Here is a 20,584-nt window from a genome sequence, read left to right as displayed (position 1 = left end):
TGAGTGAAGCGACGCGGGGCTAGGCGGGGCGAACGTCGCAATCCCGCAGCGGCGCAAAAGGGCGCGCAAACCGCGACGCTTTCGCCTGAAATGGTGTCAGGCGCCGGCCTCGTTCGGCGACCTCGCGCTTGCTTTCACAGCCGACGCAGGCGCACGCCGGACATACGAAAACCGCCGCGCCGCCTTTCGGCTGCGCGGCGGCTTCTGAACCGTTCGAAAGAACCGTTGGGGCTTAGCCCGCCAGCTTCTCGTCGATGAACTTCACGGCGTCGCCAACGGTCTGGATGTGCTCGGCGGCGTCATCCGGGATCTCGATGTCGAACTCTTCCTCGAAGGCCATGACCAGTTCGACGTTGTCGAGCGAGTCAGCGCCCAGGTCGTCGATGAAGCTGGCCTTTTCGGTGACCTTGTCCGGATCGGCGTCCAGGTGGTCGATAACGATCTTGCGGACGCGTTCCAGGGTATCGGACATGATGTCTCTGCCTTCTGATGCCGCCGATGCGGCTGTTGTCTCAATCCTTGCCGTATGACGACGGCGACGGCTGCGCAAGTCTTGAACGAGACTCAGCGCCACCGGTTGCAGGCCTCTAGCACAGCCTCACGGGGGGAAATAGCCAAAACCCCGTCATCCGTAGGGTTTCAGGCCGCCCGACTGACCGCGAAATCGGCCAGAAGCTCCAGCGCGGTCTTCCAATCGCTGTCCGGCAGGACCGAAAGCGAGGCCTTGGCCAGATCGGCGTAGTCCCAAGCCACGTCGATCGTCGCGCCGACCGCGCCGGCGCCCAGCACCAGTTCGCGGGCGCGGGCGAAGTCGTCCTCGCGGCGGTCGCCCTTGTTGATCGTGCGTTCCCAGAAGCCGTCGTCGTGGCCCCTGGTGCGGGCGGCGGCCAGCAGCAGCGGCAGGGTCACCTTGCCTTCGCGGAAGTCGTCGCCGGTGTTCTTGCCCAGCGCCTCGGCCTGACCGCCGTAGTCCAGCGCATCGTCGGCCAGTTGGAACGCGAGACCGAGATTCAGGCCGTAGGCGCGCAGGGCCTGCACATGTTCCTCTGACGCGCCTGCCCCGACCGCGCCGGATTCGGCGGCGGCGGCGAACAGTTCGGCTGTCTTGGCCGAGATAATCTTCAGATAGGTCTCCTGGTCCAGCCCCAGATCGTGGGCGCGGGTCAGTTGCAGGACCTCGCCCTCCGAGATCACCGCCGAGGCGGTGGCGAGAATGCCCAGCGCGCGCATGGCGCCGGTCTCGACCATCAGCTCGAAGGCGCGGGCGAAGAGGAAGTCGCCGACCAGAACGCTGGACGGGGCGCCCCAGATCAAGTGGGCCGCCACCTTGCCCCGGCGCAGGTCCGAGGCGTCGACGATGTCATCGTGCAGCAGGGTGGCGGTGTGAATGAACTCGACCGAGGCGGCCAGACGCACAGCGGCGTCCATGCCATTGGGCGCGCCGGCGGCACGGGCCGCGGCCACGGTCAGCAGCGGACGCAGGCGCTTGCCGCCCGCCGCGACGATGTGATCGGCCAGCAGCGGAATCACCGGAACGTCGGACTGCATCCGCTCGACGATCAGGGCGTCCACCACGGCCATGTCATCGCGCGACAGCCGGATCAACGGCTCCACATCCCCCTTGCGGCGGGTTTCGGCGACGGTGACAGCGTCCAACGGAATACTCATCAGGCGACGGCGCGGCAGGAGGATCGCGCCGGAAAATCCGGTCGCCGCCTTGCCCGGCGACGATGCGGCGCACAATGGTGATCGGGCCAACAGGGGTCAAGCCGCGTGACCGTCGCATCCGCAACTGAATCTGCATCAGAAATCGTCGAGAACGGGCTTCTCGGGGGGCGGGTCCGCTTCCTGCAGCCGGCCAAGGGCTATCGCGCCGGAATGGACGCCGCCCTGCTGGCCGCCGCCTGCGACGCCGCGCCCGGCGAACGGGTGATCGAGGCGGGCTGCGGCGCGGGCGCGGTGCTGATGCAGATCGCCGCGAGACGGCCCGGGATCGCCCTGACAGGGCTGGAGCGTGATCCGGCCATGGCGGCGCTGGCCCGGCGAAACGCCGAACTGAACGGCGCGCCTGTCACCATTGTTGAAGGTGATGTGGCGAAGGGCTTTCGCGCACTGGACCTGCCGGTGTTCGACCGGGCATTGTCCAACCCGCCGTTTTTCGACGACCCGGGCGCCCTGCGCGCCCCCGCCCCGGGCAAGACCGGCGCCTGGATGGCCGATGACGGGTTGGGGGCCTGGACCAGGTTCCTGCTGAAGTCGGTCCGTGAGGGCGGGAAGATCGTGGTCATCCACCGCGCCGACCGGCTGGCCGACCTGCTGGCGGGGCTGGGCGAGACGGCGGGGTCATTCTCGATTCGCCCGATCCATGCCTTCGCCGACGAACCGGCCAAGCGGGTGCTGGTTCAGGCGATCAAAACCGGCAAGGCGCCGCTGAGGCTGCTGCCGCCGCTGGCGCTGCATGAGCGCGGCGGGGCGAAGCATACGGCGGAGGCGGAGGCGATCCTGCGCGGCGAGTCGGTGCTGGAGTGGTGATGAAAGCCCGGATCGACACCCGTAACGGCGAAGCGCTGTTCTCGTCCTTCGTCCCCGACGCCGCGCTGCCGTCGGAAAGACTGATCGACCTCATCACGGATCGCCCGCTGGGCCGCTCGGGCCCGTCGGCGTCCGGCCTTGAGCAAAGGCTTGATGTCGCGTCGAGGACGCCGCTCAACGCGCTGGCCTGCGGGCAGGTCCGCATGCTCGTCGGTCAGAAGATCGGCCTGAAGTGGCTGGCGCGTCCCGTCGCCCTGTTTGTCGCGGCTCATCCGATGGCGGAATGCGACCTCTGCCCCGGTGATCTGACCGTCAACGCCCTGCGCGCGCTGGACGACCTGATGATCCACGCGTTCGAGGAGACCAGGCTGATGATCGCCGCTGACTTCAGCGTGCTTGAGGGCGAACGCGCTGAGGCAGGGGATGACGCCTTGCTGCTGGACGCCCTCGGCGCGCTCGGCTCGGCCCGCGAGGCGCTCGGCGTCGTCGCCTGAGGCGCCCTTCACCCACCGCTCCCGACAAGCTATGCCACCGCCCATGTCCCTGCGCCCGCTCTTCGTCACCCAGGTTTATGAAGCCTCCCTCGCCGGTTCGGCGGGGTTCGAGGCGTTCAATGCGGAGCTGGTCGACGCCTGCCGGATGCTGGCGGCGGAGGACATGGCGGGGCGTCAGTGGTGCAAGGCGCACGGCTATCGCGGCTACACCTCCTACGGCTCGCTGACCGACCTGCCTGTCCGGCTGCCCGAGTTCGCCGAGCTGAAGCGCCATCTCGACAAGCACGCACAAGCCTATGCCAAGGCTCTGAATTTCGATCTGGCCCGCAAGCCGAGGCTGGACAATATCTGGGTCAACATCCTGAAGCCCGGCGGCGGCCACACCGGCCACATCCACCCCCACGCCTTCCTGTCGGGGACCATCTATGTGGAAGTGCCGGACGGCGCCTCGGCGCTGAAGCTGGAAGACCCCCGGCTGGCGATGATGATGGCCCGGCCCGGCGTCAGCACCGATGCGCCCGAGGCTGAACAGCCCTTCGTCTATCTGGCCCCGAAGGCGGGCACGATCCTGATGTGGGAAAGCTGGCTGCGCCACGAGGTGCCGGTCAACGCGGCCAAGACCGAGCGCATCTCGATCAGCTTCAACTACGCCTGAGGCCCGCCAGCCCGTCCCAGGCCAGCATGGCCGCCCGGGCGGTTGCGGTCAGTTCGTCCGACCCCGCCCCCTCGCGGGCGCGGAAGGTCATGCCCTGCTGGACCGTCAGATAGAAGGCTGCGATGGCGGCGGGGTCGGCCGATGCGGACAGTTCGCCCGCTGTCTTCGCCGTTTCCAGCCGCTCGCGCATCGCCGCCATGGAATCCGTGCGAACCTGCCTGACGTCACGACACGCCTTGTCCGGCAGGGCGTCAGGGTTCACGCCGGACAGGGCCACCAGACAGCCCTGCGGCCGTCCGCACTGCCCGCCGGCGTTCGCGGTGGCCAGTAGCAGCCCTTCAATGGCTTCGCGCGCCGTGGGCGCGTCACGCATCGAGGCCCACAGGCTCGCGCCCTCCGTGTCGCTGTAGAGCCGGACCGCCTCGCGGAAGAGGTCCTCCTTGCTGCCGAAGGCCGCATAGAGGCTGGGCGCATTGATCCCCATGGCGGAGGTCAGGTCTGTCACGGACGCGTCGGCATAGCCCTTGGCCCAGAACACCTTGAGGGCGCTGGACAGGGCATTGTCACGATCAAAACTACGGGGACGTCCCGCCATCGCGGCTTCCGGACCTTATTTTTGAATGATCGATACATAATCCCTTGACGGCGGGAGGCAAGCTTTCCATCTGGCGTTCCGTAACGCTCGTTACAGAATGGAAAACCAGATCATGACCGCTTCTCTCCCCCTTTCCGGCAAGCGCGCCCTCGTCACCGGCGGCAGCCGCGGCATCGGCGCCGCCATCGCCCGCCAACTGGCCGCCGACGGCGCCGACGTCGCCATCACCTATGAAAAATCCGCCGAAAAAGCCGAGGCGGTCGCCGCCGAAATCCGCGCGCTTGGCCGCAAGGCGGTTGTGGTGCAGGCCGACGCCGGTTCGACCGAAGGCCCGCAGAAGGCCGTGGACGGCGCCGTCGCCGTTCTGGGCGGCCTCGACATCCTGGTGAACAACGCGGGCATCGCGGGTGAAGCGATGTTCGCCGACCAGACTGTGGAGCAGATCGACGCCCTGCTGAACGTCAATGTTCGCGGGGTCCTGCTGACCTCCAAGGCCGCCCTGCCCCACCTCGGCGACGGCGGACGGATCATCTCGATCAGCAGTGTTCTGGCCGACCGCGTGCCCTTCCCGGGCGTGACCGTCTATTCGGCGACCAAGTCGGCGCTGGAAGCCTTCACCCTGGGCCTGTCGCGTGAGGTCGGCCCGCGCGGGATCACCGTCAATCTGGTCAAGCCCGGCGCAACGGACACCGACATGAACCCGGCGGACGGCCCGAACGCCCCCATGATGCTGAACGGCATCTCGCTGGGTCGGTACGGCCAGCCGCAGGACATCGCCTCGGCCGTCGCCTTTCTGGCGGGACCGGGCGCGAGCTACATCACCGGCGCCAGCATTCTGGTCGACGGCGGCATCGGGGCCTGACCCGGACGCCGGGCGCGAGGGGGCGGCTACACGCCCCTCGTCGCCACATTTTTCCCGAGGCTCCCCGACGCTGAAGCTTTTGGGGGAATCGGGCATGCGGCGTCGGGCTCGTCCTGCACCGGACAGGTCGACGCCCAAACCTCGGCGCAAGCCGCCGCCACCCGTGAAGGCGGGCCCCAGCAACTACCGGGGCCTGACCTTGACCAGCGAAGTGTTGAACCACGAGGATCACCTGACGGTCGCCCCGAGCGGTTTCACGCGCGCGCTGCTGGCGGTGCTTCCAGCCGCGCGCTGATCAACGCCTGACGAAAGACTCGCCGTCGTAGGTCAGTGAAATCGGGCGACCGTCGTCTCCGATCGTGAAGACCACCACCTCGCCCGCCAGCGGCGTCAGCTCGACCCGCAGGCTTTCGGGGTCGGTGTAGTTTTCGGCGACGGCGGACTGCACGCCGATGGACAGAACCAGCCGCCCGTCCGCCGCCCGCACCGTCATCGTTCCGTAGGCCGGGCTGACGTAGTCGCCGACATAGGCGGCGTCGGTCAGGCTGAGCGTGCGGGGCCGCTGCGCCCGCGCCTCGCGGCCCGCCGCCAGTCCGGCCCGGCGGCGGTCACCTCGGACGGCCAGTTCCTCCAGTTTCGCATCATAGACCGCCTCGATATCGGGCAGGCGGGCGAACCAGTCGTAGGCGTAGTTGGCCACCAGATCGGCCAGTTCGCCCGCGACGGCATCCTCATTGACCATCACGGCCACGCCCAGCCCGCGCTCCGGCATGAAGGAGACATGCGCGCGCGAGCCGGAGAAATTGCCGAAATGGTGGATCAGGACATCGTCCCGATAGCGCCCCACCTGCCAACCCAGCCCGTAGCCGGTGCGGACGTAGTCGCCGAAGGTGGTGTCCTGCGCCACGCGCGGCGCATGGGTCGAAGCGATCAGGCCGGCGGGCAAGGCCTGCCGCCCGGCCACCCGTCCATCATTGATCTGGGCCTCCAGCCAGATCGCCATGTCATCCGCGGTCGAGATCAGCCCGCCCGCCGACTGCATGGTGGCGTCCACCTTCTGCAGGGGCGAGCGCTCGGGATGCCCGGCGATCAACCCGAGATGGCCGGCGGCCACGACGCCGCCATCGGCCCGCGCTTCGTTGATGAAGGCGGTCGTCCGGGCCATGCCCAGCGGCTCCAGCACTTCGTCCCGCACCAGCGCCCGCCAGTCCCGCCCCTGCTCATGTTCGAGCAGGACCGTCGCCAGATTGTAGCCCGCGTTCGAATAGGCGAAGGCGCCGTAGGCTCCGCCCTCGCGCGGACGGGTCTGGTCAGTCAGCCGCCACATCGTCTCCGGCGTCCAGTCGCCGGAAAAGGCCGCGCGAAAGGCGATGGCGCCGTTGTCCACGCCGGAACGGTGGCTGAGCAGATCGGTCAGGGTGATGCGGTTCGCGATCTCTGACGACACGCCGGAGGTCGGCGACCACCGTGACAGGGGGGCGTCCGGATCGACCTGGCCCCTTTCCGCCATCGCCGTGATCGCCAGCGCGGTGAAAGACTTGGTCGCCGAGGCGATGTAGAACCGCGTCCCGGTCGTTACGGGCGCGCCGGTTTCAACGTCGGCGACGCCATACCCCGCTTTCAGGACGGCGCCGTCGCGATCCACCACCGCGACCGCCATGCCCGGCACGGCCTCTGTGCGCTGGAGCGCGCGCCGGGCGAAGGCGTCCATGGCGGCGGGGAAGTCGGCCCGGTCCTGCGCCATCCCCGCTGACGGAGAAGCGAGCAGGATCGCGACCGCAAGGGCCGTGGACAGGCGACGTGAAGGCATGAAAGGCTCTCCCTGCCCCGAAAGCGGAGCGTACCGGACAGAGGCCGCGAGGCGGGCGAATGGATGCATGCGCCGCCATCAAACCGCCGCCTGCGTCCCCTAGTGATTTGCCCTGACGCCGCGCGGTCGCTACATCCCGCGCCAACCTCCCCATTCGATTTAACGACAGGGCGCACCGCACCTCATGGCGCAGCAATACATTTTCCAGATGCAAGGCCTCACCAAGGCCTTTCCCGGCGGCAAGAAGATCTTCGAGAACATCTGGCTGAGCTTCTATAACGACGCCAAGATCGGCGTCGTCGGCGTCAACGGCTCGGGCAAGTCCACCCTGCTCAAGATCATGGCCGGGCTCGACAAGGAATTCTCCGGCGAGGCCAAGGCCGCCGACGGCATTAAACGCGGCTATCTGGAGCAGGAGCCCCAGCTCGACCCCGCCCTGAACGTTCGCCAGAACGTCGAGGCCTGGTGCGAGGAGAAGCAGTGGGTGAACCGCTTCAATGAAGTGGCCGCCGAACTGGGCGAGAACTACACCGACGAGCTGATGGAGGAGATGACGGCCCTCCAGGAGAAGATCGACGCCGGCGATGTCTGGGACATCGACAGCCGCATCGAAATGGCCATGGACGCCCTGCGCTGCCCGCCGGACGACTGGTCGGTCGAAAACCTGTCGGGCGGTGAAAAGCGTCGCGTGGCTCTGGCCCGCCTGTTGCTGTCGAAGCCCGACATGCTGCTGATGGACGAACCGACCAACCACCTGGACGCCGAATCCGTCGCCTGGCTGCAGCACCACCTCGAGAACTTCCCGGGCTGCGTGATCCTGGTCACCCACGATCGCTACTTCCTGGATCAGGTCACCAAATGGACTCTGGAGCTGGACCGCGGTCGCGGCCACCCGCACGAGGGCAACTACTCTTCGTGGCTGGAAGCCAAGCAGAAGCGCGTCGTGCAGGAGCAGTCTGAATCCGAAGCCCGCCAGCGCGCCCTCACCCGCGAACTGGAATGGGTCCGCTCGGGCGCCAAGGCCCGGCAGGCCAAGTCCAAGGCCCGTCTGGCCGCCTATGAGAAGATGGTCGCCGAGCAGGAAAACCAGCGTGGCGCCCAGTCGTTCGCCGTCATCCAGATCCCGCCCGGCCCGCGCCTCGGCAACGTCGTTCTGGAGGTCGAGGGCCTGCAGAAGTCGTATGGCGACAAGGTTCTGTTCGACAACCTGACCTTCAAGCTGCCGCCCAACGGCATCGTCGGCGTCATCGGCCCGAACGGCGCCGGCAAGTCGACCATGTTCAAGCTGATCACCGGGCAGGAACAGCCCGACGGCGGCACGATCAAGGTCGGCGAGACCGTCAAGCTGGCCTATGTCGACCAGTCGCGCGACGACCTGAAGCCGGACGAGACCATCTGGCAGGCGATCTCGGGCGGCACCGACATCATGATGGTCGGCAAGCGCGAGATTAACAGCCGCGCCTATGTCGGTTCGTTCAACTTCAAGGGCGGCGACCAGCAGAAGAAGGTCGGGCAACTGTCGGGCGGTGAACGCAACCGCGTCCACCTGGCCAAGACGCTCGCCTCGGGCGGCAATCTGATCCTGCTCGACGAACCGACCAACGATCTGGACATCGAGACCCTGCAGAACCTCGAAGAGGCTCTGGAAGAGTTCGCCGGCTGCGCCGTGGTGATCTCCCACGACCGCTGGTTCCTGGACCGTCTGGCCACCCACATCCTCGCCTTCGAGGGCGACAGCCACGTCGAATGGTTCGAAGGCAATTTCGAAGCCTACGAAGAGGACAAGAAGCGCCGTCTGGGCGCCGACAGCCTGATCCCCAGCCGGATCAAGTTCCAGAAGTTCGGGCGGTAAGGCGAGGAAAGATCGTTAACGGTCGGCTTGGCAAACCCCACCGCTCGCGCTTAGATAGCAACGATCGGTGAGCATCGGGGGATGCCATGCCGCTTTTCGACTATCGAGGCGTTTCTACCGCGCGAGTTCTGGATGCCGCGCAATTGGCTGCAGCAGCCTATGTCGGGGGAGTGTTGCCTACGGGCTGGAGCCCCCTGACAGCGGCGCAAATCGGCTTCTCGGGAGGCCCCTTTGCGGGCTCCCTGAGCAACGACGGTCGCTTCACCGCCGGGGTCTTTTCCAGCTCATGGGGCGCCGCGGCGCTCCAGGTCTCCCGGAATGGAAATCAACTCTCGATTTCATTCCGGGGCACTGACTCGCCGCTGGACGCCACAGATTATGATACGATTTATACGTATGAGTACCTGAATTCATTCAGCTCCATACTGACCTCGATAAACGACTACGCAGCCACATCGGGGATATCCTCGATCCTGGTCACGGGACACAGCCTGGGCGCGGCTGCAGCCAATCTCCTCAGGGATTCCGCTTTCGGAAATTACGCCCAGTTCTCGACTGCGGACTTTATTACATTTGCGACGCCGAGAACGTCACTGACCGGCGATGTGTTGAACGTCGGCTTCGAAAATGACCTTGTATTCAAGGCATTTCCGCCGGGAGATTTCTCATCAACCACAGACAATATCGTATTCTATAACAATAGCTATTCACAGAGCTCAATATCTGGAGTCGGAACAGACGCGCACGCGGCCACCAACTACGTAGAAGCCGTTCAGCGGATCACAGCATCATCATTCTACAATCAGATGACGAGAGATTCCGTCGTCGTGGTCGTGGCTACGAATGACATCGTGCAAGACCGCCCGGTTCTGTCGAATAACCACCGGAACGCCGACACATTCTACATAGGTCGGGACATCGTTACGGACCAGGTCAACGCGGGTTCCGGAAATGACCGTCTCGAAGGCTTTGGCGGTGACGATATCCTCCGCGGCGGAGGGGGTAACGACATCATCTACGGCGGCGCCGGCACGGGCGACATCGCCGCGTTTTCCGGCCCCTGCATCGACTACGACATCAGCTACAACGCCACGACCGGCGCATGGACGGTCGCTCACCTGCGCGGCGCGCAAACTGACGGGACCGACACACTCACCGGGATCGAGTTCGTCCAGTTCGGCGACAAGGTTAGCCGTCTGGAAGTCGGACGATCGGTCTGCGTCAGCGGCGGTCAGGACCTGGCCTTCGTCATCGACACCACCGGCAGCATGGATGACGACATCGCGCAGGTGAAGGCCGCCGCGAACCGGCTGATATCCGACATCTTCAGCGATCCGGTTGCCGGTGCGAAATCACGGATCGGCATCGTCGGCTTCAAGGACCCCGGCGAAACACAAACGATCCTGTCCTTCACCAATCACACCACGCTCGAAGCACGGCGCGCAGCCGCCCTGAATGCGATCAACAGCATCTCGGTCAGCGGAGGCGGCGACACGCCAGAAGGCGTGTACTCGGGGCTGCGGCACGCCCTCGCCGGCGCTATCGGTTCCTGGCGCGAGGACGCCAATATCCGCCGCATCGTTCTGTTCGGGGACGCCCCTCCCAAGGACACCTATCTGAGAGCCGAGGTCGAAGCGCTGGCGCGCGACGTGCTGGGCGGCAGCGGTGCGATCGCGGACATCAGCGCGGTCACGGACGGCGCCCTGACCACGGTCACCGTGCTCGGCGCCCTGGCCGACGGCACGGTGGTGAACCGCAGCGTTGAAATCTACAGCGTGGTGGTGGGCTCGGACACGAATGCCGGCTCGGCCTTCCAGACCATCGCCGACAGCAACGGCGGCCTTAACCTGCGCGCGGACACGGCCAATCAGGTCGTGCAAACCCTCTCCGAGGCGATCACCACCCCCTATCTGGTCAGCTTCAACGGCACGACCGGCAACGACTCCCTTCTGGGCACCCTGGCTGACGACCGGATGCTGGGCCTTGCCGGCGCCGACGTTCTGTCCGGCGGAGGCGGACACGACAGTCTGATCGGAGGCGACGGCGCCGACACCCTGTTGGGTGGGGCCGGCAATGATCGGCTCGAGGGCGGGACCGGCGCGGACGCCATGGACGGCGGCGACGGCGATGATCTGTATTTCGTCGACAATGCCGGCGACACGGTGATCGAGACCGGCGGTGGCTACGACACGGTTCGCAGCACGGTCAGCTTCACCCTGAGCGCCAATATTGAACGACTGGAACTGTCGGGAACGGCGACCTCCGGCATCGGCAACGCACTGAGCAACACCATCATCGGCGGAACCCGAAGCGAACAGCTCATCGGCCACGATGGCGACGACATCCTTCATGGCGGCGCCGGCAATGACACGCTGAATGGCGGCGCGGGCATCGACACCGCGGACTATTCAAACGCCGCCGGCGGTATCTCGGTGCAGCTTTACAACGCCGTCGCCTCCTCGGACGGTGATCGGGGCTCCGACACCCTGGCCGGGATCGAAAACATCCGCGGCTCGGCATTCGCAGACACCATCCTGGGCGACAACGCGGCCAACCATCTCACGGGCGGCGCCGGTGATGACCGTCTGCAAGGACGCGGCGGCGTCGACATCCTCGACGGCGGCGACGGCGACGACACCGTCGACTACAGCAACGCGGCCTCGGCCATTACCGTCGATCTGCGGACAGGTCGCGCCTCCAGTGACGGGGACGGAGCCTCGGACACCCTGATCAGCGTCGAACACCTGATCGGGACCGCAGCCAACGACACATTGATCGGCAGCGCGGCCAACAACACGCTGAGCGGCGGGCTGGGGCGCGACGTTCTGATGGGGCTGGATGGAGCCGACATTCTTCGCGGCGGCGGCGGGGTGGCCAACGAACTCTACGGCGGTCGTGGTGATGATCTCTATGTGATCGAGGCCGTCGGCGACAGCGTCGTCGAACTCGCCGGCGAGGGGATCGATCGCATCGAGACCGCCCTGGCCTCAATGCGGCTGGCCACCAACGTCGAGAACCTGACCTACACCGGAACAGCGGCCTTCACCGGAACCGGCAACGCCAGTGACAATGTGATCATGGGCGGGACCCAACGCGATGTCCTGTTGGGCCTTGCCGGAAACGACACCCTGATGGGCGGAACCGGAGCCGCGAACGAGTTGTACGGCGGCGCCGGCAACGACACCTATGTTCTGGACGTCAGCGACTCCATCATCGAGGGCGCCGGCGAAGGAACCGATCTGGTCCAGCTGCGGGGGCTGCGTGCCTACAATCTGGGCCCCAATGTCGAGAACGCGACGGCCGTCGCGACCGGCGACTATGCCATCAACGGCAATGTGCTGGACAACGTCCTGACCGGCGGCGCGGGCAATGACACGCTGCACGGCGGGGCGGGGGTCGATACCGTCACCTACATCCTGTCGACCGCCGGGGTCACCGCGCGCCTGGATACGAACCGCAGCACCAATGACGGCCTTGGCGGACAGGACACCTTCGCCTCGATCGAGAACCTGACCGGTTCCAACCTGCGCGACACCCTGATGGGCGATGCCGGGAACAACGTCATCAACGGCGCCATCGGCGATGATGTCCTTCTTGGCTTCGACGGCAACGACACCCTGATCGGCGGCTCCGGCGGCGGCAACAACGAGATGTACGGCGGCCGAGGGAATGACCTCTACATCGTCGATGCCCTGGACACCCTGATCGAGCTTGAGGGCGAAGGCGTCGACACGGTCCAAACGACCATGGGCAACTTCACCCTGCGGGCCAACATCGAGAACATGATCTATGTCGGCCCGGGCGATTTCGCCGGCACCGGCAACGCCCAGAACAACGTCATCACCGGATCGGGCGGCAACGACACCCTGGCCGGGCGCGGCGGCAACGATACCCTGAACGGCGGGGCCGGCGCGGATATGGCCCTCCTGCAAGGCGTGCGCGCCGACTACACCATCTCCAGCATCAGCGGCGGCTGGCGCGTGGTCGACAATGTCGCCGGGCGGGATGGAACAGACCTTCTGTACGGGGTCGAGAGTGTTCGCTTCGCGGACGGGACGGTGCTGGTTCTGGGCCAGCAGGCCGCCGAGCCGACCTTCGAGGTCATGCCCCTGTCTCCCACGGACAAGGAACTGATCGAAGATCCCTTCGTGCTGCCTCCCCTGTCAGACGACAAGGCGGATGACGGCGCTCTGGTTCTGCCACCGCTGACCGGCAAGGGCGAGATGGTGAACGAACCGCTGGTCCTGCCGGGCATCGACACGCCCCCCCTGCCCCGCTCCATCTTCGGCGCGACCGACGACATGCTGATCGTTGACGCCCCCCATGGCCCGCATCGTCCTTACAGCGACCCTATGAGCACCGGGACGCCGCACGACCCCTGGTTCCAGTGATCACGGTCCGCCAGCCTCCGGGCTGGCGGGACACGCCGATCTGCGGTCAGATGGCGGGGCTATTCCCGCCGCGACGAGGACAGGTTTGAGCCAGATCGAAACCGACATTCCCGGCCTGCGTCTGGAGTGTTTCCCGACCAAGCCCAATCCGCCGCAGTTTGTGCCCGGACGGCCCGAGCGGGACTGGATGGACGCCTTCGCCGCGCGCCATCCCTATCGCTGCCTGCCGCTGACCATGGCCAACACGACGGGGTGGGACCTGCTGTGCCCGTTCGGGTTCGAGGCGGAATGGGATGGCGGCAAGGACGCCGATGCGATCCGGTTCCGGGCGCTGGACGACGACTCGCCCCTGGATGAGCTGGTGACGTCGCACTTCACCCATGGGGTGATCACCTTCCACGTCGGCTGGCTGTTCCGCACCCCGTCCGGCTGGGCCATGCGCGCCTCGGGCAGTCCCAACCGGTTCAAGCACGGCATCGCGCCGCTGGAGGGCCTGGTCGAGACCGACTGGCTGCCCTACCCCTTCACCATGAACTGGCTGTTCACCGCCCCCGGCAAGGTGCGGTTTGAGAAGGACGAGCCCTTCTGCTTCATCCAGCCTGTCCAGCATCGGCATGTCGAGGCGTTCGAACCGGTGGGCGCGCCCCTGTCGGTCGACGGCGATCTGGCCCGCCAGTATGCGCTCTGGAAAGAGGTGCGCGGCGACTTCAACGCCCGCCTCGCCGACGGCGACCCCGCCGCGATGAAGCAGGCGTGGCAGCGCTATTACTTCCGGGGCGAGTACCCGGACCAGAGCGAGCCCCGGCCCGAGGGGCACGTCAACAAGCGCCGCTTGTCGGTCCTGCCCGCCCCCCCGCCCGCTTCGGACGCGGACTGATCAACCGCCCGAACCGTCGGGCATCGGCATGGGCATGGGGTTGGGCGCGGTCGGCATGGGGATGGCGACCGGACCGGCGGGCATCGCCGGACGAGGCATCTCGTCGTCAGACAGCTGGCCGTCGCCGTTGGTGTCCATGCGATTGAAGGCGCGAACTGCCCCCGCCTCGAACTCCTCGCGGCTGACTCGGGCGTCGCGATTGGCGTCGGACTGGGAAATCATCGCGCGCAGACGGCCGCCGCCCAGAGAGGCTATGGGCTCCTGGGTCAGGGGCGTCAGCTCATTGCCGGTGATCGCGCCGTCGGCGTTGGCGTCCAGACGGCCGAAGATGCGCTCGGCCCAGGCCGGAACGCCGTCGAGCGAGCGCGGCAGCATCCCCATCCCGCCACCGCCGGGAGCGCCCATGCCGCCCTGACGCATGACCATCGGAGGCGCGCCCTGGGGCGTTCCGGAAGGCGGTCCCTGCGGCGGCCCGGCGGGCGGCGGCGGGGTCTGGGCGAAGGCCGCGGAGGCGGACAGAAGAAGGACGGCGGGGGCCGCGAGCAGGATCGGACGAAGACGCATCGAAGAACTTCCGCATACGGGTGATCGACAGCGCCAGAGTGTGCCCGTCCGCCCCGTCTGGCCAGCGCATTTTTGTTTCCGGATTGAAACACAGAACGGGTCGCGCCGGAGGGTCGGGCGAAAGCGGAATCCCCTACGGGCTCCAGGTTCGCCCGCCGCTGCCGCCCCGCGCTTTTTCCTTGCCAAATCATATAAGGATATCTTTATATAAAGCCATGTCGTTGAGCGCTGATCAAACTGTCGAGGCCCTGCGCGCCGCGGGCGAGCCGACCCGGCTGCGGGTCCTCTCCCTGCTGGCCGGCGAGGAGCTGTCAGTGATGGAGATGTCGCGCATTCTGGAACAGAGCCAGCCGCGCGTGTCCCGCCATCTGAAGCTGATGGCCGACGCCGGTCTGATCGAGCGTTTCCCGGACGGCGCGCGCGTCTTCTACCGCCTGTCGTCGGATCCGCTGGCGCGTCGGCTGATCGACACAGTGCTGGATCTGCTGGACGACAGCGCCAACGCCGCCGACGACCGGCGGCTGGAAGAGGTCCGCCGCGACCGCGAGGCCGCCGCCAACGCCTATTTCGAACGCGTCGCGCCCCAGTGGGACCGAATGCGTTCCCTCTATGTGTGCGAGAGCGACGTCGAGGCGGCCATCCTAAAGGCCGCGGGCGACGGCCCGTTCGAGCGCGTTGTCGATCTGGGCACCGGCTCGGGCCGTATGCTGACCCTGCTGGGCAAGCAGGCGAAGATGTCCGTCGGCCTCGATCTCAGCCACAACATGCTGAACATCGCCCGGGCCAATGTCGCGAAGGCCGGGCTGGACAAGGTCGAGCTGCGCCACGGCGACATCTTCGCCACCCGCCTGCCGGAGCACAGCGCCGATCTGGTGCTGGTGCATCAGGTCCTGCACTACCTCGCCGACCCCGCCGCCGCCGTCGCCGAGGCCGCGCGCCTGGTGGCCCCGGGCGGTCGCCTGCTGATCGTCGACTTCGCCCCGCACCAGCTGGAGCATCTGCGCGAGGAGCATCAGCACCGCCGCCTCGGCTTCGCCGATGACGAGATGCGCCGCTGGCTGAAGAACGCCGGCTTGACCGCCGAGGCCGCGACCACCCTGCCCCCCGACACCGACGGCCTGACCGTCTCCATCTGGACCGCCGAACGACCGGTTCAGACGAAAGCGAAAGCGGCATGAGCACGCCCATCAGCCTCGCCGAAGCCCGCGCCCTGCTGCTGTCGCCGCTGGGACCGGTCGCCCGCGCCGGTCAGGACGCCTCACGCCCGCGCGTCTCGTTCGAGTTCTTCCCGCCCAAGTCGGACGAGGCCGAAGCCAACCTGTGGAAGGCGATCCAGCGCCTCGCGCCGCTGAACCCGGCTTTCGTCTCTGTCACCTACGGCGCCGGCGGTTCGACCCGTGAGCGGACCCACCGCACGGTGGAGCGCATCCTGTCTGAAACCACCCTGCAGCCCGCCGCCCACCTGACCTGCGTCGAGGCCGGCCGTGAGGAGGTGGACGCCGTGATCGAGGCCTACAAGGCGTCGGGCGTGAAGCACATCGTGGCCCTGCGCGGCGATCCCCCGGGTGGGAACGGGATCGGCGGCGTCTATCAGCCGCGCGCCGACGGCTATGCCAACGCCACCGAACTGACCGCCGCCATCAGCCGTGTCGGCGGCTTCGACATCACCGTCGGCGCCTATCCGGAAAAGCACCCGGAAAGCCCCTCCATCGACCACGACATCGATGTGCTGAAGGCCAAGGTCGACGCCGGAGCCACCCGCGCCATCAGCCAGTTCTTCTTCGACATGGACGCCTTCCTGCGCTTCCGTGATCGCGTGCGGGCGGCGGGCGTGACCATCCCCCTGATCCCCGGCATCATGCCGGTGTCCAATTTCGCGGGCCTGCAACGGATGGGCGGGGCCTGTGGCACGGCCATTCCCGACTGGCTGAAAGCCCATTTCGACGGGCTGGACGACGATCCGGAGACCCGCAAGCTGCTGGCGGCCTCCGTCGCCGCCGAGACCTGCGCCCGGCTGCAGGAAGAGGGCTTCCGCGACTTCCACTTCTACACCCTGAACCGCGCCGATCTGGTTTACGCTATCTGCCGGGTGCTGGGCGTTCGCGAACAGGCGACCGGATGACCTCCCCCCTGACCCGACAAGACCGCATCGCCGCCCTGCACGCCGCCGCGAAGGACCGCATCCTCGTGCTCGACGGCAGCTGGGGCGTGATGATCCAGCGCCGCGGGCTGGACGAGGCCGACTTCCTCGGTGATCGCTTCATCGGCCATCCGGGCCAGATGAAGGGCAACAACGACATCCTTTGCATCACCCGCCCGGATGTCATCGCCGACCTGCACGACCAGTATTACGCCGCCGGCGCCGACATCTCCGAGACCAACACCTTCTCGGCCACCACCATCGCGCAGGAGGACTATTACCTCGACGCCCAGGCGGTGTGGGACATCAATCTGGAAGGCGCGAAACTGGCGCGCGCCGCCGCCGACCGCTGGACCGAGAAGGAGCCGCACAAGCCGCGCTTCGCCGCCGGCTCCATCGGCCCGCTGAACAAGATGCTGTCGATGTCGTCCGACGTGAACGACCCCGGCGCCCGCAGCGTGACCTTCGACCAGGTCTATGAGGCCTATCGCCATCAGGTGAAGGCGCTGAACGAGGGCGGGGTCGACCTGTATCTGATCGAGACCATCACCGACACGCTGAACTGCAAGGCCTGCATCAAGGCCATCAAGGATCTGGAGGACGAGGGCCTGCCGCCCCTGCCGATCTGGATTTCGGGCACCATCACCGACCGCTCGGGCCGCACCCTGTCGGGCCAGACGGCCGAGGGGTTCTGGAACAGCGTGCGCCACGCCAAGCCCTTCGCCATCGGCTTCAACTGCGCTTTGGGCGGCGAACTGATGCGGCCGTTCATCGCCGAACTGAGCCGCGTCGCCGACACCTTGGTCGCCGCCTATCCCAACGCCGGCCTGCCCAACGCCATGGGCCAGTACGACGAACAGCCGCACGAGACGGCCCACTTCATCGAGGAATGGGCGCGCTCCGGCCTGGTCAACATCGTCGGCGGCTGCTGCGGCACGACGCCGGACCACATCAAGCACGTGGCCGAAGAAGTCGCGGACGTGCCCCCGCGCGCCATTCCGGAGCGGCCGGTGGCGATGCGGCTCAGCGGCCTCGAACCCTTTGAACTGGTAGCGTAGTGCGTCCCACCTTCATCAACGTCGGCGAGCGGACCAACGTCACCGGCTCGGCCAAATTCCGCAAGCTGGTGGTCGAGGGCGACTATTCCGCCGCGCTGGACGTCGCGCGCCAGCAGGTCGAGGCGGGCGCCGCCATCATCGACATCAACATGGACGAAGGGCTGCTGGACGGCGCCGCCGCCATGCGGACCTTCCTCAACCTGATTGCGGCAGAACCCGACATCGCCCGCGTGCCGGTGATGATCGACAGCTCCAAATGGGAGGTGATCGAGGCGGGCCTGAAGTGCGTGCAGGGCAAGCCCATCGTCAACTCCATCTCGATGAAGGAAGGCGAGGCGATCTTCCGCGAGCACGCGGTCAAATGCCTGCGCTACGGCGCCGCCGTGGTGGTCATGGCCTTCGACGAGGTGGGTCAGGCCGACACCGCCGCGCGCAAGATCGAGATCTGCACCCGCGCCTACAACATCCTGGTCAACGAGGTCGGCTTCCCGCCCGAGGACATCATCTTCGATCCCAACATCTTCGCCGTGGCGACGGGGATCGAGGAACACGACAACTACGCCGTCGACTTCATCGAGGCGACCAAGGTCATCAAGGCCACCCTGCCCTACGCCCGGGTGTCGGGCGGGGTGTCGAACGTCTCGTTCAGCTTCCGAGGCAACGAGCCGGTGCGCCGGGCCATCCACAGCGTCTTCCTCTACCACGCCATCAATGCCGGCATGGACATGGGCATCGTCAACGCCGGCGACCTGCCGGTCTATGACGACATCGATCCGGTCCTGCGCGAGGCGGTCGAGGATGTGATCCTGAACCGGCCGCAGCGGACCAATGTGTCGAACACCGAGCGGCTGGTGGACATGGCCCCGTCCTACAAGGGCGAGAAGGGCGCGGCGCGGGTCGTGGACCTGAAGTGGCGCGAGCAGTCGGTCGCCGGGCGCATCGCCCACGCCTTGGTCCACGGCATTACCGAGTTCATCGAGGCCGACACCGAAGAGGCGCGGCTGGGCGTCGAACGTCCCCTGCACGTCATCGAAGGCCCGCTGATGGACGGGATGAATATCGTCGGCGACCTGTTCGGCTCGGGCAAGATGTTCCTGCCGCAGGTGGTGAAGTCGGCCCGCGTGATGAAGCAGGCCGTGGCCTGGCTGGAGCCCTTCATGGAGGCCGAGAAGGAAGGTCAGCCGCGCTCGTCCGCCGGGCGCATCCTGATGGCGACGGTGAAGGGCGACGTCCACGACATCGGCAAGAACATCGTCGGCGTCGTGCTTCAGTGTAACAACTACGAGGTCATCGATCTGGGCGTCATGGTCCCGGCCGACCGCATCCTCGACGAGGCGATCGCCAACGGCTGCGACATCATCGGCCTGTCCGGCCTGATCACGCCGTCGCTGGACGAGATGGTCTTCGTGGCGTCCGAGATGGAGCGGCGTGGCCTCGACCTGCCCCTGCTGATCGGCGGAGCGACCACCAGCCGGACCCATACGGCGGTGAAGATCGAACCGGCCTATCGCCGGGGCTCGACCACCTATGTCATCGACGCCAGCCGCGCCGTCGGCGTGGTCGCGGGCCTGCTGTCCCCGACCGAGAAGGCGAAAAACGAGGCCGCCACGCGCGACGAATACATCCGTATCCGGGAGCAGTTCGCCCGCGGTCAGGAGGTCAAGGCGCGCGCCGCCCTGCCCGCCGCCCGCGCCAACCGGTTCAAGCCGGATCCCGACAAGCCCCTGCCCGCGAAGCCGTCCTTCCTGGGCGTGCGCGCCTTTGACAGCTGGGACCTGCGGGACCTGGCCGACCACATCGACTGGACGCCCTTCTTCGCCAGTTGGGAGCTGATCGGCCGCTATCCGCTGATCCTGGAAGACGAGATCGTCGGCGAGGCCGCGCAGGACCTGTTCAGGGACGCGCAGACGATGCTGAAGCGTATCATCGACGAGCGCTGGTTCACCGCGAAGGGCGTGGTCGGCTTCTGGCCCGCCAATGCGCGCGGCGACGACATCGTGGTCTGGACCGACGAAAGCCGTACCGTCGAGGCCGCCCGCTTCCACGGCCTGCGCCAGCAGATCGCCAAGTCGAACGGCAAGCCCAACCTGTGCCTGTCGGACTTCGTCGCCGAGGACGGCGAGGACTACCTCGGCGCCTTCGCGGTCACCGCCGGGCACGGCGAACTGGAGAAGGCCGCCGGGTTCAAGGCGCAGGGCGACGACTATTCGGCCATCATGGCGACGGCGCTGGCCGACCGTCTGGCCGAGGCCTTCGCCGAGCGACTGCACAAGGAAGTGCGGACGCAGCTGTGGGGCTATGTTCCGGACGAGCAGACCTCGGTGCAGGAACTGATCGAGGAGAAATACCTCGGCATCCGCCCCGCGCCCGGCTATCCGGCCCAGCCCGACCACACGGAAAAGGCGACGTTGTTCAAGCTGTTGAACGCGGAAGCTAATGCCGGAATGCAGCTGACCGAAAGCTACGCCATGACGCCCCCGGCCTCGGTGTCCGGCCTCTACTTCGGCCATGCGGACAGCCACTATTTCGGCGTCGGCAAGATCGACCGCGACCAGATCGAGGACTATGCGGCCCGCAAGGGCTGGGACGTGGCCACGGCGGAGCGCTGGCTGGCGCCCATCCTCAACTATGATCCGGCGAGCGCGGGACGCACCGAGGCGGCCTGACCGGCGCCGGCCGCCGCTGCGGGTTCGGGCGCGGTCAGATGCGCCCGAACAGCCGTCTCCTTCGTCGTCCGTTTCTCACTTTCGCGTC

16 protein-coding genes and 1 pseudogene are annotated in these 20,584 nt (G+C 66.9%); 12 read left to right on the top strand and 5 right to left on the bottom strand.

All coding sequences use genetic code 11. The features are described 5' to 3' along the window. Positions 1-232 precede the first annotated feature (232 nt). Together FKQ52_RS06540 and FKQ52_RS06535 are read right to left on the bottom strand one after the other, a co-directional pair. Entirely contained in the window at positions 233-472 is a 240-nt protein-coding gene (locus FKQ52_RS06540) for an acyl carrier protein (protein ID WP_092312098.1), read from the bottom strand. 167 nt (positions 473-639) lie between these two features. Then, complete coding sequence (locus tag FKQ52_RS06535) at positions 640-1,668, bottom strand: polyprenyl synthetase family protein (RefSeq protein WP_141626434.1); 1,029 nt, start codon at positions 1,666-1,668, stop codon at positions 640-642. Positions 1,669-1,773: 105 nt separating this feature from the next. Between FKQ52_RS06535 and FKQ52_RS06530 the strand changes: the two genes are divergently transcribed. The 3 genes from FKQ52_RS06530 to FKQ52_RS06520 are packed head-to-tail and all read left to right on the top strand — an operon-like array spanning position 1,774 to position 3,681. Continuing rightward, positions 1,774-2,532: a tRNA1(Val) (adenine(37)-N6)-methyltransferase gene (locus FKQ52_RS06530; RefSeq protein WP_240811760.1), complete on the top strand. Its 759-nt coding sequence runs from the start codon at positions 1,774-1,776 to the stop codon at positions 2,530-2,532. After that, on the top strand, positions 2,532-3,026 hold the full coding sequence (locus tag FKQ52_RS06525; RefSeq protein ID WP_141626433.1) for a hypothetical protein: 495 nt from the start codon (positions 2,532-2,534) through the stop codon (positions 3,024-3,026). The genes FKQ52_RS06530 and FKQ52_RS06525 overlap by 1 nt, the downstream gene beginning before the upstream one ends. Before the next feature lie 43 nt (positions 3,027-3,069). Then, on the top strand, positions 3,070-3,681 hold the full coding sequence (locus FKQ52_RS06520; protein ID WP_141626432.1) for a TIGR02466 family protein: 612 nt from the start codon (positions 3,070-3,072) through the stop codon (positions 3,679-3,681). Here the strand turns inward: FKQ52_RS06520 and FKQ52_RS06515 are convergent. Further along, complete coding sequence (locus FKQ52_RS06515; protein ID WP_141626431.1) at positions 3,668-4,276, bottom strand: TetR/AcrR family transcriptional regulator; 609 nt, start codon at positions 4,274-4,276, stop codon at positions 3,668-3,670. The two genes, FKQ52_RS06520 and FKQ52_RS06515, sit on opposite strands and share 14 nt — an antisense overlap. A 112-nt stretch (positions 4,277-4,388) precedes the next feature. On the opposite strand from FKQ52_RS06515, the gene FKQ52_RS06510 reads away from it, so the two are divergent. After that, positions 4,389-5,138 (top strand): 3-oxoacyl-ACP reductase family protein, encoded by a 750-nt coding sequence (locus FKQ52_RS06510; protein WP_141626430.1) that lies wholly within the window; start codon positions 4,389-4,391, stop codon positions 5,136-5,138. A gap of 295 nt (positions 5,139-5,433) precedes the next feature. Here the strand turns inward: FKQ52_RS06510 and FKQ52_RS06500 are convergent, their stop codons facing one another. After that, on the bottom strand, positions 5,434-6,948 hold the full coding sequence (locus tag FKQ52_RS06500) for a serine hydrolase (RefSeq protein WP_168196804.1): 1,515 nt from the start codon (positions 6,946-6,948) through the stop codon (positions 5,434-5,436). A gap of 184 nt (positions 6,949-7,132) precedes the next feature. Between FKQ52_RS06500 and ettA the strand changes: the two genes are divergently transcribed. The 4 genes and pseudogenes from ettA (at position 7,133) to FKQ52_RS06485 (ending at position 14,068) form a co-directional block, all read left to right on the top strand. Further along, positions 7,133-8,800, top strand: a complete 1,668-nt coding sequence (gene ettA / locus FKQ52_RS06495; RefSeq protein ID WP_141626428.1) for an energy-dependent translational throttle protein EttA — start codon at positions 7,133-7,135, stop codon at positions 8,798-8,800. Positions 8,801-8,886: 86 nt separating this feature from the next. Then, positions 8,887-9,330: pseudogene (locus FKQ52_RS16860) on the top strand (hypothetical protein); the annotation flags it as partial. A gap of 276 nt (positions 9,331-9,606) precedes the next feature. Continuing rightward, entirely contained in the window at positions 9,607-13,191 is a 3,585-nt protein-coding gene (locus tag FKQ52_RS06490) for a VWA domain-containing protein (protein WP_240811759.1), read from the top strand. Between the two features lie 115 nt (positions 13,192-13,306). Beyond that, the gene (locus FKQ52_RS06485; RefSeq protein WP_141628260.1) at positions 13,307-14,068 is read left to right on the top strand and encodes a DUF6065 family protein; all 762 of its coding nucleotides are present in this window, start codon (positions 13,307-13,309) and stop codon (positions 14,066-14,068) included. Here FKQ52_RS06485 and FKQ52_RS06480 read toward each other — a convergent pair whose 3' ends face one another. Then, positions 14,069-14,632 (bottom strand): EF-hand domain-containing protein, encoded by a 564-nt coding sequence (locus tag FKQ52_RS06480; protein WP_141626426.1) that lies wholly within the window; start codon positions 14,630-14,632, stop codon positions 14,069-14,071. Between the two features lie 215 nt (positions 14,633-14,847). Here FKQ52_RS06480 and FKQ52_RS06475 point away from each other — a divergent pair, with 215 nt between their 5' ends. Genes FKQ52_RS06475 through metH form a run of 4 tightly spaced genes read left to right on the top strand, consistent with a single transcriptional unit; the run spans position 14,848 to position 20,496 of the window. After that, on the top strand, positions 14,848-15,810 hold the full coding sequence (locus FKQ52_RS06475; RefSeq protein WP_141626425.1) for a metalloregulator ArsR/SmtB family transcription factor: 963 nt from the start codon (positions 14,848-14,850) through the stop codon (positions 15,808-15,810). After that, positions 15,807-16,754, top strand: coding sequence for a methylenetetrahydrofolate reductase [NAD(P)H] (metF, locus tag FKQ52_RS06470; RefSeq protein WP_141626424.1), 948 nt, complete (start codon positions 15,807-15,809; stop codon positions 16,752-16,754). Before FKQ52_RS06475 ends, metF begins: the two co-directional genes overlap by 4 nt. Next, complete coding sequence (locus FKQ52_RS06465) at positions 16,751-17,830, top strand: homocysteine S-methyltransferase family protein (protein WP_141626423.1); 1,080 nt, start codon at positions 16,751-16,753, stop codon at positions 17,828-17,830. Before metF ends, FKQ52_RS06465 begins: the two co-directional genes overlap by 4 nt. Next, positions 17,830-20,496 (top strand): methionine synthase, encoded by a 2,667-nt coding sequence (metH, locus tag FKQ52_RS06460; RefSeq protein WP_141626422.1) that lies wholly within the window; start codon positions 17,830-17,832, stop codon positions 20,494-20,496. The genes FKQ52_RS06465 and metH overlap by 1 nt, the downstream gene beginning before the upstream one ends. Positions 20,497-20,584 lie beyond the last annotated feature (88 nt).

Source organism: Brevundimonas sp. M20 (assembly GCF_006547065.1).
Lineage (GTDB): Bacteria > Pseudomonadota > Alphaproteobacteria > Caulobacterales > Caulobacteraceae > Brevundimonas.
The sequence above is the reverse complement of the archived record's forward strand: the minus strand, read 5'-3'. Positions and strand labels throughout refer to the sequence as shown.